Consider the following 12,619-nt stretch of genomic DNA (forward strand, 5'->3'; position numbering starts at 1 on the left):
AATAGGAAGTGTATTTATGTATAAAATTGATTTTAATCATCCATGCCATGTTCACTTTATCGGAATCGGAGGCATCAGCATGAGCGGACTTGCGGAAATCCTCATGAAAGAGGGATTTACGGTATCCGGCTCTGACAACAAAGAGTCCTCGCTCACGGATCACCTCACCGATAAAGGTGCCGTTATTTTTTACGGCCAGAAGGCTTCCAATATAATCGACGGCATTAATGTCGTTGTTTACACCGCAGCCATTCACGAGGATAATGAAGAATTCATGGAAGCAAAGCGGCAGGGACTTCCGATGCTTTCCCGCGCTGAACTGCTCGGACAGCTTATGACCAATTACGATACGCCCATCGCCGTTTCCGGAACACATGGGAAGACCACGACAACGTCCATGCTGTCACACATTTTTCTCGCCGGAGACATGGACCCCACGATTTCCGTGGGCGGAATCCTCAAGGCGATTCACGGCAACATCCGTGTGGGAAGCTCCGGACTTTTCGTCACAGAAGCCTGCGAGTATACGAACAGCTTCCTGCATTTCTTCCCAAAGATCAGCGTGATCCTGAATATCGATGCCGATCATCTGGATTTCTTCAAGGATCTGGATGACATCCGCCACTCGTTCCGCCTTTTCGCAGAACTCCTGCCGGAAGACGGAACCCTGGTGATCAACGGCGACATCGAAAACCTCTCTTATATTACAGACGGACTTGCCTGTCGCGTTGTGACATTCGGTCGGGAAGCTTCTCTTGATTACAGTGCTTCCGATATTCAATACGATGAACAGGGAAATGCATCCTTTGATCTCATCCGGCACGGGATACCGTCCGGGCATGTGACATTATCTGTAGGCGGAGAACACAATGTTTATAATGCGCTTTCCGCCATTGCTGTTGCGGATCTCCTGGGCGTATCAGCAGAAACGATACAGGAAGGCCTCCTTTCCTTCCACGGAACAGACCGCCGTTTTGAATACAAGGGAGAATTTAACGGTATTACCGTGATCGATGATTACGCACATCATCCCACGGAGATCGAAGCGACCCTGAAAAGTGCTGCCCACTACCCGCACAGAGAACTGTGGTGCATCTTCCAGCCCCACACCTACACCAGAACGAAAGCACTGTTCGATGAATTTGCACAGGCACTTTCACACACAGACCATCTGATCCTGGCAGATATTTATGCAGCGCGAGAGACTGATACCCTGGGCATCTCCTCAGAACAGCTTGCCCGTGCAGCCGCCTCTTACGGCTGTGACGCCATCTATCTGCCAAGCTTTGATGAGATAGAAAAATACGTCAGGGATCACTGTCAATCAGGGGACTTGTTGATAACTATGGGCGCGGGAGACGTTGTAAATATTGGGGAAGATCTCTTAAAAGCCTAGTTATCCCCATTATCCCCACAGTTTTATCAACAAAAAACATCAAATTCTCGTAAAATAATTCTTTTTCCTGCCGCAACTTCATGCTATGATTAAATGGCATCAAATTTACGAACATTAAAGGAGCAGGAACATGAGTGCATTGGTTTTGCGTAATCGTTTCCAGGGCAATACGACTCTGGTCGAGAATGAATTTATAGACAATTACATGGCGGCAGCGAACGGCGAATTTGTCAAGATCTATCTCCTCCTGCTTCGTCATATCAATAATCCGGACGTGTCCCTCAGCATTTCCAGGATTGCCGATTATCTTGAGAACACAGAGGGAGATGTTCTGCGCGCATTGAAGTACTGGGAGAAGCAGGGACTTCTGAGGTTGGAATATGATACGGATCAGAATATCATTGGTCTGGATCTGGTATCTCCTTCCGCACCAAATGCCGCACCCCCGGTCAGACCGGAACCGGTGCCCCGTGAAGCACAAAGTACACCCGCACAGGCGGCGCCCGTTTCCAATCCGAAGTCTGTTGTGAACCGCAAGGAATTAAAGCAGATTCTTTTTGTCGCCGAGCAGTATCTTGGCAAGACTTTAAGCCGAACCGATGTGGACACAATTACCTATTTTTATGACACACTCGGCTTTTCTGCTGATCTGATTGAATATTTAATCGAATATTGTGTCGAAAATGGTCATCGGAGTATGCACTATATCCAGAAAGTTGCTCTGTCCTGGGCGGACGAGCACATCACCAGCGTGGAACAGGCGAAGAATACATCCGCGCTTTATAACAAAACATGCTACTCCATTCTTAATGCATTTGGAATCAAGGGCCGCGGACCTGCCGCTTCCGAATTAGAATACATACGCAAATGGACCGCAACCGACGGGATCGATCTGGAACTGATCCTCGAGGCCTGCAACCGTACCATGGCAGCGATTCATCAGCCCAGTTTTGAATACACGGACAAGATCCTTCAGAACTGGCGCAGCAGAAATGTACATACTCTCACCGATGTCCGTGTTCTTGACTCTGCTTACGAACAGGAAAAAAACGCCCAGAAGAAGAATCCGCGCCGCACACCGGTGCAGTCTGCGCCATCCAAATTCCGCAGTTTCGAAGAACGCTCCTATGATATGGACGAATTGACGAAAGAATTACTGCGAAGCAACTAAGAAAGGGAGAATACCGTGCCGTTAACCAATTCGCAATATAATACGCTGATGCGTATCTATGAAGAGAAACAGGTACGCAGCCGAGACCGCCTGAATCTTCATTTTGAACGGGTATATGAGGCCGTTCCGGAAATAAAATCCCTGGATGATTCTATTTCCTATTACAGCGTACAACAGGCACGCAAGCTGCTTTCCGGAGATGAAAGTGCTTTGCCTGCGCTGAAGAAACAACTTCATGAGCTTTCCCAGAGAAGGACACAGCTTCTTGTGGAGAACGGTTTTCCGGCAGATTATCTGGAAGCCACTTACGAATGCCCCGACTGCAAAGATACCGGTTATATCGGTAACCAGAAATGCCATTGCTTTTTAAAATCAATCATTGATTTGTTTTATACTCAGTCGAATCTAAAGGGAATTCTTGAGCATGAGAATTTTGACACTTTTTCATTCGACTATTATTCCAAAAATTATATAGATCGTTTGTCCGGACAGACTTCGCGGGCTCTTGCCGAAAAAGCCTACTTTGAGTGTATGAATTTCATCCGCAATTTCGATACCGCCCATGAAAATCTGCTTCTGTTTGGCACTACCGGAATCGGAAAGACGTTTCTCTCCCACTGTATTGCCAGAGAAATCATGCAGTCCGTACATTCCGTTCTTTATCTGACTGCCAGCGAACTTTTCGATTCGCTGCTTGACAAAACCCTGAATAAAACTGACGACAGTCAGTTATTATATGAACAGATTCAAACTTGCGATCTGCTGATTATTGATGACCTGGGAACGGAACGCAATACCGATTTCGTCGTTTCCCAGCTGTTCGTGTGTCTGAATGACCGTATTCTGAATAACCGCTCCACGATCATTTCCACGAACCTCACCCTTGAAAAGATTAAGTCCAACTATACGGAACGGACTTTTTCCCGTATCAGCAATCATTACAAAATTCTTCGCCTTGCCGGCGATGACATTCGTATTCAAAAAAAACTAATGAACAGGGAGGAACTCTAAATGTTACACCGCAAAGAACGTATTCTTGACAATATTCCGGTAGGGTCACTCGGCATTATCGCCGTTGACGGCTGTCAGGAAATGGGCGCCCGCGTAAATGACTACCTGGTAAGATGGCGCAAAGAGGACGAAAGTGCCAACAAAGATCATATTGTTTTCAACGGATATGAGAAGGATACTTATCTCATTGATGCAAAGGTTCCACGTTTTGGTTCCGGAGAAGCAAAAGGAATCATTGAAGAGTCCGTAAGGGGAATGGATCTCTATCTGATGGTTGATGTCTGCAATTATAGTCTCACCTACTCCTTGACCGGTAATATCAATCATATGTCTCCGGACGATCATTTCCAGAATCTAAAGCGTATTATCGCTGCTGTAGGTGGAAAAGCCCGCAGATTGAATGTTATTATGCCTTTCCTCTATGAGAGCCGCCAGCATAAGAGAAGCGGACGCGAATCACTGGACTGTGCTCTTGCGCTGCAGGAACTGGTCCGCATGGGCGTTGACAATATCATCACATTTGATGCACACGATCCCCGTGTACAAAACGCAATTCCACTCAGTGGTTTCGAGACGATACGTCCGACTTATCAGTTTGTGAAGGGTCTATTAGATAACGTAAAGGATCTTCAGATCGACAGTGAACATATGATGGCGATCAGCCCGGATGAAGGCGCCACCGAACGTGCAATCTACCTTGCGAACGTACTTGGTCTTGATATGGGTATGTTCTACAAGCGACGTGATTATACCCGCGTTGTGGATGGCCGCAATCCGATTGTCGCACATGAATTCCTTGGCTCTTCTGTGGAGGGAAAAGACGTCATTATTCTGGATGATATGATTTCTTCCGGCGACAGCATCCTCGATGTAGCCGGACAGCTCAAGGCAAGAAAAGCAAAACGAATCTATGCGGCTGCTACCTTCGGTCTCTTTACAAACGGTATGGGTAAATTTGACAAAGCATACGAAGACGGTCTGCTCGATGGTGTTCTGACAACTAACCTGATCTACCAGTCACCGGAGCTTTTAAGCCGTCCATATTACATCAACTGTGATATGAGCAAATACATCGCTCTTGTAATTGACACCCTGAATCACGACGGATCTATCAGCAGTATTCTTGATCCAAGCGAACGTATTCAGAACATTGTTCAGAAATACAAGAATGGGGAAGATTTCTAAATTTTAATATAGGTATTCCTTATCACAAAAGGCTGTGTGAAAAACTATTGTCCTCGTTTTCACACAGCCTTTTTTCAATACCAATATACAGCCCTTATAAACATATCTTATGATACGAAATCCCGTTTCTTTTCAAAGCTTCTTCTTCTCTACTCTGGCATGTAAAGATCAGTACCTGCTTCCGATTCCTTTCCAGCCAACGCAGTACCGCGCTCAGGCGCCGGTCATCATAACAGACAAACGCATCATCAAAGACCACAGGGAATTCTTCTTCATGGAGAATCTCCGCTGCAGCCATACGAAGAGCAAAATAAATCTGTTCCAGCGTTCCCTTACTAACCTGATCCATTGTGATGATTCTGCCTTCCACCAGAAGCTGTACACGCATTGCATCGTCCACCCAGACCTTTTCATATACGCCTTCCGTCACCTCACACAGGATCTCGGAAACACGACAGTTCAGTCTCTGTCCAAACCTGCCCTGCATTTCTTTCGACAGCTGATTCATTCGTTCCGCCGCAATCTCATAGGCCCGGCGATGTTTTTCCAATTCTTTGATGTCGTCACCGACTTCATCCATCTCATCCAGTTGTTCTGACAGATTCTCATACTGTACCTTCTTCTCACGGTACTCCTCCCTAAGCCGCTCCACCTGCCACCTGAGCTTTTCGGTATCTGCTTCCATTTTCTTCTGCTCCTGCGTCTTTTCCTCATCTTCCGCTTTCTTTTTGCGTCCGTCTTTCATACGGTTCCACAAATGCATCCCCTCTGCAAGCGCAATCACAATTGTAATCAGGAAATTCCATGGACGTTTAAAGAGTATAAAGGATAAGATCACCGCCAAAAGCATTGCCAAAAGCACAGCCGGATGAACACGCCAGTTGGAAAAAACACCCTTCCCTGCTTCTTCCTCCGCCGCCTTCCGCAGCTCTTCTCTTCTTTTCCCACAGCTTTCCATTCTGTCGTTCCAGGCATCTTCTGCCTGCTGCAGATCCTTCTCCAGCCGGTGCAGATCCCGCCAAACATAAGAAATCTCCAGCTCAATCTTCTCCCGTTTTTCCTGTTTCTGCCGTCCGTGTTCACGAATTGCTTTTTCCGTCTCTTTTTTTCTCTCGCCTAAAAGTTCCAGTGCCGCCGATAGATTCATTTCACCATTGCCGGTCGCATAATAATTCGCGGCATAATCTTTAAGCCTTGCCGAAAGCGCCGCTGTTGTAGCGGCACGCATCTGCCCCACCGCCACGGTATTTTCAAAATCCGCCTCAGTCATTCCGTCAAGTAGTACATCCAGATCCCCATGCTCCAAAGAAAGCTGTTCCCCGTCATCCTCACAGAAGAGCAGTGCACTCTTCGCGTACTTGTCAAAATGTCGCTCCAGACGGAAATTTCGTCTGCCACAGGTAAACCGAATCACCCCCGCATAATAATTCGGGTTCTCCCATGGTTCATATCTGCTGAAGGTGTCGTTGGCCGCCGCTCTTCCCCGTCCGCGTTCCATCCCAAAAAGCATCCCTTTTAAAAATGTATGAACCGTCGTCTTTCCGGCACCATTTTCCCCATAGATCAGATTCATTCCATCCGAAAACCTGATATTTTTATTTGAGAACTTTCCAAAGTTCTCCAGCACCAGCTCTTTAATCTCCATTTTCTATCCCCTTTTCGTCTCCAGAAGCGCTTTCACGCCCTCAAAAAGCGCCAGAGCTTCCTCACTTCCTTCCGGACTTTGTTTCAGACTTTCGATGTATACTCCCAACAAATTATCTTTGTTCTGCTCCGCCAACATTTCAAAGTCATACGCAGGTTTTGTCTCGTCCACAAATTCAAGTACATTTCCATATGCATCCATTCCAGAGACATCATACACCTGATCCGGACTGCGATATCCGTCAAGTATAATCTTGTACAGATTCTGTGTTCCTCCGGAGACGATCATCTGTGCAATCTTCTCCCTTAATTCTCTTCCTGTCATCTGCTCTGTAGTTTCCACTTTCATATGAACATACTCCCGGGACGCAAACGGAACGAATTCTGTCTTGACGGATTTTCCTCGAATCTCTCCGATTATATATCCATGTTTTCCGACATCATTCTTGTCTGTCGGTTCCAAAGACCCCGAATAATAGATATGGTTTTTCTCAATCTCCATCGGCCGATGTATATGCCCGAGTGCTACATAATCATACCCCAAGTTCATAATATTGTTTCTTTGAATCGGGATATGCTTCTCATCCCCGCCATGGGCTATCAGGATCTCAACCGGCTGTTTCTTCTGTGGAAACGCATCGGTATACAGTGCTTCACGGATTTCTTTCTGCCCGTAACTGAAACCATAGACGCTGGTTCCCAACTCCTCAAATTCCACAAATCCCATAGTCTGCTCCAGCAACGGATAGACCTGGCTTTTCCACTGATATGTAAGATAATAAGAAGATGGTTTTAGATAATCGTGATTCCCGGCGATGAACACGATCTTTGTGTGCGTTAGCTGTGAAAAAAGATAATCCACTTCCTTCAGTTCCCTAAGAAGAGGCTGTCTGTGAAACAGATCTCCCGCAATCAGAAGAAGATCCACCTGTTCTTCCTCACACACCTTAACCAGACGTTCCAGACTGTTCCACAATTCTTCCGCCCGTCTCTGGCTATACGCGCTTCCTGCGTCTGGCGATGCTCCAAGATGGATGTCTGCTGTGTGTATAAACCTCATCAATCTCCCCCTCCTTTTCCATCGGCAAATCCACGATCATCCGGGTTCTTCCGTCTTCACTTTCGGCGCGCATCGAGCCACCATGCAGTTCTACGATTTCTTTCGCGATAGCAAGCCCCAGCCCGGCACCACCCGTTGTACTGGAGCGCGCCGCATCTGCCCTGTAAAATTTATTAAAAATCTTTTCCAGCTTATCTGCCGGAATGGTATCTCCTTCATTTTCAAAAACGATCTCAACAATCTGCTCCTTTTGCCGGGCCAGTATTCGAAGTTCTGTATCGCTTCGGCAGTAGGCAATCGCATTTCTCAGAATATTGTCAAATACTCTGGCCAGTTTATCCGGATCTCCCTTGATCAACAGATTCCCCTCCGTCTGAACTGTGCAGATGAGATTCTTTTCCTGCAGGACCGCATACAATTCATCCGCGATCTGCTCCAGCATCATATCCAGATCCAATTCCACCGGCTCCAGTGTAATATCCTGAAGATTCAGACGCGTGATCTCAAAGAATTCATTGATCAGATCGCCGAGACGGATCGCCTTCTCCAAAGAAATGTGCGTATACCTGGCCCGTTCTGCCTCCGACATTTCCGGATTCGTATCCAGCATCGTCAGATACGCCACCACCGAAGTCAGCGGTGTCTTCAGATCATGCGCCAGGAACAATACCAGATCATTTTTCTTCTCTTCGATCTCCTGCGCTTCTTTTTCCTGTTTTTTCAGTGTCTGCTTGATTTCATTCAGACGATCCTCCAGCGGTTTCAATTCCGTGATAAGCCGGATGGGCTGATCCGAATCAGAGAGAATGTTCTCGATTCCATCACCGATCTGATCCATGTATCTGGTCATTTTCGATAGCGCAATATAGAAGAATAGCGAAAAAAGGGCCAGAAATCCCAGAATCATAAAAAATACTTTGTTATCCCCGATCAGCAGCCAGTACAGATGAATGGCCGTTCCCTCTTCCACATGCAGGGTTTCCATCAGCTTCAGAAACAGATTTGCAAAGCTGTCGTTATACACGCCGTCGATCACATACTCCAGAATCACACCGCCTACCAATACCGTGAGTGCTGTCACAAAAACCGTCTGAAGCAAAATACTGAGTTTTAATTTACGGTAATTATTCTTCAACCTTATACCCAACTCCCCACACCGTCTTGATAAAGTCCGATTTTCCGGTAGGACCGCTCATTTTCTCGCGCAGATGCCGAATATGAACCATGACGGTATTATTGCTGTTTTTATAGTAGTTTTCATGCCAGACCGATTCAAATAACTCCTCCGAACTGATCACCTTCCCACGGTTCTCGCAGAGCAGCCACAAAATATCAAATTCAATCGGAGTCAGCGTCAACGACCGCTCATTGTATGTACATTCATGTGACTGCTTGTTCAGAACCAGCCCGCCGAAATCAATCACATCCCCCTCGCTCCTGCTCTTATCATTGTACTGCGTATAGCGGCGCATCTGCGCTTTCACTCTGGCGACAAGCTCCAACGGATTAAACGGTTTCGGGATGTAATCATCTGCTCCCATTGTAAGTCCGGTAATCTTGTCCAGATATTCCGTTTTTGCCGTCAGCATAATGACCGGAAATGTGTATTTCTCCCGGATTTTCTTCAGAATAGTGAAGCCGTCGATATCGGGAAGCATCACATCCAGAATGGCCAGATCAATTCTCGTGCTCTCAATACAGTCCAACGCATCCTGCCCCGTATAAAACTTCAGGACATGGTATTCATTCTGCAGATACAGATCCACGACATCTGCAATCTCTTTTTCATCATCCACAATTAATATTGTATTCATACTCCTTCCTCCTTCTCTTATGCCCCCTCAAGCCTTCTTCTCATCTTTCCACTGATGTACAGAGTAAAACATCGCCGCAGCTGGCGCCTCTTAAGCCTCCATCTGCGGCGTTTTCTCACTTTCTAAAGTTCACAGTTATTAACCGTTCTCGGGAACGGAATCACATCGCGAATATTGGACATACCGGTGAGATACATGATGCATCTCTCGAATCCCAGACCAAATCCTGCATGTCTTGTGGAACCATATTTTCTCAAATCCAGATAGAACTGATAATCTTCCGTTTTCAGGTTCAGTTCCTTCATACGGGCAAGAAGCTTGTCGTAGTCATCCTCCCTCTGACTTCCTCCGATGATCTCACCGATTCCCGGAACCAGACAGTCCACAGCTGCAACCGTCTTGTTATCATCGTTCATCTTCATATAGAATGCTTTGATCTCCTTCGGATAATCTGTCACAAATACCGGGCGCTTGAATACCTGTTCTGTCAGATACCGCTCATGCTCGGTCTGAAGATCTGTTCCCCAGGATACCTTATATTCAAAATTCTCATTATTCTTTTCCAGAATCTCAATTGCTTCGGTGTAAGTCACACGGGCAAACTCAGAATTAACCACATTATTCAGCCGCTCCAGAAGCCCCTTGTCCACAAATGAATTGAAGAAATTCATCTCTTCCGGTGCATTTTCCATCACGTAACGAATAATATATTTCAGCATGCTCTCTGCAAGTATCATGTCATCATCCAGATCCGCAAATGCGATCTCCGGTTCGATCATCCAGAACTCAGCCGCATGGCGGGTTGTATTGGAATTCTCTGCACGGAACGTAGGCCCGAAGGTATAAATATTCCGGAACGCCTGTGCAAATGTCTCTCCGTTCAGCTGTCCGCTTACCGTCAGATTGGTTTCCTTATTAAAGAAATCCTTTGTGTAATCTACAGTTCCGTCCGGATTCTTCGGCAGATTCTCCAGATCCAGTGTGGTAACGCGGAACATCTCTCCCGCTCCCTCACAATCACTTCCGGTGATCAGCGGTGTATGCACATACACAAATCCTCTTTCCTGGAAGAATTTGTGGATCGCATACGCGGTCAGGGAACGAACACGGAATACAGCCTGGAATGTATTCGTTCTCGGGCGCAAATGTGAAATTGTTCTCAAATATTCGAAACTATGGCGTTTCTTCTGAAGCGGATAATCCGGAGCAGATGCTCCTTCAATCTCAATCTCTTCCGCCTGAATCTCAAAAGGCTGCTTTGCTTCCGGAGTTGCCACCAGTGTTCCCCTTACAATAATGGCTGCCCCTACATTCAACTTGGAAATCTCTGCAAAGTTCGGCATTGCATCGTGATAAACCACCTGCAGCGTTTCAAAGAATGATCCATCATTTACAACGATAAATCCGAAAGATTTGGATCCGCGCACACTGCGAACCCAGCCACCGATCGTGACTTCCTTGTCCAAGTATTCTTCCCGGGATTTGTATAGTTCTTTAATCGTTATTAAATTCATTGGTAAAACCCTCCGTCCATATCATTACATTATTTTTAAGTATAACATTATTCTCGATATTTTGAAAGGGTTATTTCGTCTACTCCAAAGTTATGATGATATCATCATTCTCCCGTCCGGCATCCCGGAACACCTGCATGATCTCCTGAAAATATTCGCTGCGTCCCGTGCTGTGAAATACTTCTATATGCGTATTCTGCATATCATTCAGGCAGTCCTGCAGCGTATCCAGGTTATTCTCATACCGGTCCGGAAGATCCAGTTTCTCCTTGATGTACTGATGTGCTTTCTCCGGCTCCTCCATATATAACCCATTCAAAATGACTGACTTCATCTGCAAATCCTCCTTTTCCAGTTTTCTAGATTCTGGTTTCCCTATTCCGGAATCAATTCTAGGATTTGCAGTTTTATCGGAAATATACACGTTTCTCTACGGCTTGCATCTTCCACAAGGCTCATATCCCTGCGCAATCAGCTCCGTACGGGTTCCGGTATACTCCTCTTTATTTTCTTTCTTGATCTCTTCTGCTCCCCCGCAAGAAGAAAAGTGAAATTTTTTCGTGTTTGTGTTAAGAATATAATTATTTTTCCGATCAGAATTTACTGTTTCTTTCGTATCCTCAGCTTCCCGACTGTCGCCTGTGGCATAATCCACTTCAATTCCCGGCTGAACGTTGTACACATATACGTTATAACAGATCTCTTCTCCGTCATCTTCCACAGACTTGGCTTCCATCTGCACACCGGACGCAACCAGATTATCCCCCTCGAAAACCGGTGTCACACGATACATCACATGGTTCCCTGTCTCACGGATATAATCCGCCACCATATTCTCAAACGGAAGCATCCCTTCCACATTCATATAGCGTGTTCCTGTAATCAGATTTTCTTCATTTGCGTTCTCCGCCGTAAGCTGATATCCAATCAAATGACAGCGGTTGTACAAATATTTTCCATCCACATTATCGTATTTCACCGTCTGCCAGCCGGACGGTTTCACCTGACCGATATTTCCCCTTTTCTCCGTGGGCATCAGTTCTTCGCCGATCACAGCCTCTGCCACCCCGCATCTTCCCAATCCGTCCAGCTCACTGTAAGATTCATATGCCTCCGGCTGCAGCTCATCCTCTGTAAAATCCGGCTCATCATCGTTGATGACCACATAAGGTTCTCCGTCATATTCCTGAACCTGCGCGACCGAGCTTGCACCGGAATTCTCCCACATCTGCGCATTTTCTTCCGCAAAAATTCCCGCCTCCTCACATCCCGCCAGCGGAAATGCAAGAAGAATGCAAAGTGCAATAGCAATGATTCTATTTCTTTTAATCATTCTGTTTTTCTCCCCTTATGTAAATCTCTTTCGTGATCTTTTCATGTGAATTGCCCCTCATATCCACACTTTCTACTTTTTCCCACTCCTCAAGACATAAGTCCAGATACTGATCCGCCGGATATCTCCGATTCCAATGATATACGATCAGTTTTTCAATTCTGGAAACGTATGGCTTCAGTTCTGCATTTTCTACAAAACAGTATTCTCCCTCCTGTGCCATCTCCAGAAACTGTTCTGAGCTTATGATCTGCATATCACCGGCTTCCTCTCTGTCTCTCAGTTCTCCTGCCGATGCAAATAATTTTTCCGAAAATGGATGAATCCAAAGTTTTCCGTCTCCGCAGATCTTACGGATGTCTCCCGTTACCACTTTATCGCGACTCTGTCTGCGCTTGTTGAACATCATGCCTCCGGCATCGTCAATACATAGAATTACTATCATAAACCTTATATTCTCCCCTTTTCTGCTGGTTACCTATGATATACTG

Annotated in this window: 12 protein-coding genes; 4 read left to right on the top strand and 8 right to left on the bottom strand. The window is 46.1% G+C overall.

Going from position 1 to position 12,619, the window contains the following annotated elements; genetic code table 11:
- Nucleotides 1-16 precede the first annotated feature (16 nt).
- From murC to ACTNBF_RS08735, 4 genes are all read left to right on the top strand, one after another.
- On the top strand, nucleotides 17-1,396 hold the full coding sequence (gene murC, locus ACTNBF_RS08720; RefSeq protein WP_427807498.1) for a UDP-N-acetylmuramate--L-alanine ligase: 1,380 nt from the start codon (nucleotides 17-19) through the stop codon (nucleotides 1,394-1,396).
- Nucleotides 1,397-1,526: 130 nt separating this feature from the next.
- On the top strand, nucleotides 1,527-2,567 hold the full coding sequence (locus ACTNBF_RS08725) for a DnaD domain protein (RefSeq protein ID WP_427807500.1): 1,041 nt from the start codon (nucleotides 1,527-1,529) through the stop codon (nucleotides 2,565-2,567).
- Between the two features lie 15 nt (nucleotides 2,568-2,582).
- The gene (locus ACTNBF_RS08730) at nucleotides 2,583-3,578 is read left to right on the top strand and encodes an ATP-binding protein (protein WP_427807502.1); all 996 of its coding nucleotides are present in this window, start codon (nucleotides 2,583-2,585) and stop codon (nucleotides 3,576-3,578) included.
- Nucleotides 3,579-4,763 carry a ribose-phosphate pyrophosphokinase gene (locus ACTNBF_RS08735; protein WP_427807504.1) on the top strand — a complete coding sequence of 395 codons (1,185 nt, stop codon included), beginning with the start codon at nucleotides 3,579-3,581 and terminating at the stop codon, nucleotides 4,761-4,763. It abuts the gene before it with no gap.
- Between the two features lie 94 nt (nucleotides 4,764-4,857).
- Here the strand turns inward: ACTNBF_RS08735 and ACTNBF_RS08740 are convergent, their stop codons facing one another.
- The 8 genes from ACTNBF_RS08740 to ACTNBF_RS08775 all read right to left on the bottom strand — a co-directional run bounded on the left by ACTNBF_RS08740 (nucleotide 4,858) and on the right by ACTNBF_RS08775 (nucleotide 12,573).
- A complete protein-coding gene (locus tag ACTNBF_RS08740) occupies nucleotides 4,858-6,408 on the bottom strand; it encodes an ATP-binding protein (protein ID WP_441025284.1) in 1,551 nt (516 codons plus the stop codon).
- A 3-nt stretch (nucleotides 6,409-6,411) separates the two neighbouring features.
- A complete protein-coding gene (locus ACTNBF_RS08745; protein ID WP_427807508.1) occupies nucleotides 6,412-7,467 on the bottom strand; it encodes a metallophosphoesterase family protein in 1,056 nt (351 codons plus the stop codon).
- Nucleotides 7,403-8,602, bottom strand: a complete 1,200-nt coding sequence (locus ACTNBF_RS08750) for a sensor histidine kinase (protein WP_427819537.1) — start codon at nucleotides 8,600-8,602, stop codon at nucleotides 7,403-7,405. The genes ACTNBF_RS08745 and ACTNBF_RS08750 overlap by 65 nt, the downstream gene beginning before the upstream one ends.
- Nucleotides 8,592-9,281 (bottom strand): VanR-ABDEGLN family response regulator transcription factor, encoded by a 690-nt coding sequence (gene vanR / locus ACTNBF_RS08755; RefSeq protein WP_441025286.1) that lies wholly within the window; start codon nucleotides 9,279-9,281, stop codon nucleotides 8,592-8,594. The genes ACTNBF_RS08750 and vanR overlap by 11 nt, the downstream gene beginning before the upstream one ends.
- Before the next feature lie 122 nt (nucleotides 9,282-9,403).
- Nucleotides 9,404-10,795: an asparagine--tRNA ligase gene (gene asnS / locus ACTNBF_RS08760; protein WP_427807514.1), complete on the bottom strand. Its 1,392-nt coding sequence runs from the start codon at nucleotides 10,793-10,795 to the stop codon at nucleotides 9,404-9,406.
- Nucleotides 10,796-10,874: 79 nt separating this feature from the next.
- Nucleotides 10,875-11,129, bottom strand: a complete 255-nt coding sequence (locus ACTNBF_RS08765; RefSeq protein WP_427807516.1) for a barstar family protein — start codon at nucleotides 11,127-11,129, stop codon at nucleotides 10,875-10,877.
- Nucleotides 11,130-11,225: 96 nt separating this feature from the next.
- The gene (locus ACTNBF_RS08770; protein WP_441025290.1) at nucleotides 11,226-12,128 is read right to left on the bottom strand and encodes a DNA/RNA non-specific endonuclease; all 903 of its coding nucleotides are present in this window, start codon (nucleotides 12,126-12,128) and stop codon (nucleotides 11,226-11,228) included.
- The gene (locus ACTNBF_RS08775) at nucleotides 12,121-12,573 is read right to left on the bottom strand and encodes a ribonuclease Z (protein ID WP_427819533.1); all 453 of its coding nucleotides are present in this window, start codon (nucleotides 12,571-12,573) and stop codon (nucleotides 12,121-12,123) included. The genes ACTNBF_RS08770 and ACTNBF_RS08775 overlap by 8 nt, the downstream gene beginning before the upstream one ends.
- Between the last annotated feature and the right edge of the window lie 46 nt (nucleotides 12,574-12,619).

The organism is Bariatricus sp. HCP28S3_A4, assembly GCF_052066395.1.
GTDB lineage: Bacteria > Bacillota > Clostridia > Lachnospirales > Lachnospiraceae > Allocoprococcus.

Bases quoted from the DNA above. Each gene is read 5' to 3' on its own strand.
- murC (WP_427807498.1), top strand. From the start codon at position 17: ATGTATAAAATTGATTTTAATCATCCATGCCATGTTCACTTTATCGGA.
- ACTNBF_RS08725 (WP_427807500.1), top strand. From the start codon at position 1,527: ATGAGTGCATTGGTTTTGCGTAATCGTTTCCAGGGCAATACGACTCTG.
- ACTNBF_RS08735 (WP_427807504.1), top strand. From the start codon at position 3,579: ATGTTACACCGCAAAGAACGTATTCTTGACAATATTCCGGTAGGGTCA.
- ACTNBF_RS08740 (WP_441025284.1), bottom strand. From the start codon at position 6,408: ATGGAGATTAAAGAGCTGGTGCTGGAGAACTTTGGAAAGTTCTCAAAT.
- ACTNBF_RS08745 (WP_427807508.1), bottom strand. From the start codon at position 7,467: ATGAGGTTTATACACACAGCAGACATCCATCTTGGAGCATCGCCAGAC.
- vanR (WP_441025286.1), bottom strand. From the start codon at position 9,281: ATGAATACAATATTAATTGTGGATGATGAAAAAGAGATTGCAGATGTC.
- asnS (WP_427807514.1), bottom strand. From the start codon at position 10,795: ATGAATTTAATAACGATTAAAGAACTATACAAATCCCGGGAAGAATAC.
- ACTNBF_RS08765 (WP_427807516.1), bottom strand. From the start codon at position 11,129: ATGAAGTCAGTCATTTTGAATGGGTTATATATGGAGGAGCCGGAGAAA.
- ACTNBF_RS08770 (WP_441025290.1), bottom strand. From the start codon at position 12,128: ATGATTAAAAGAAATAGAATCATTGCTATTGCACTTTGCATTCTTCTT.
- ACTNBF_RS08775 (WP_427819533.1), bottom strand. From the start codon at position 12,573: ATGATAGTAATTCTATGTATTGACGATGCCGGAGGCATGATGTTCAAC.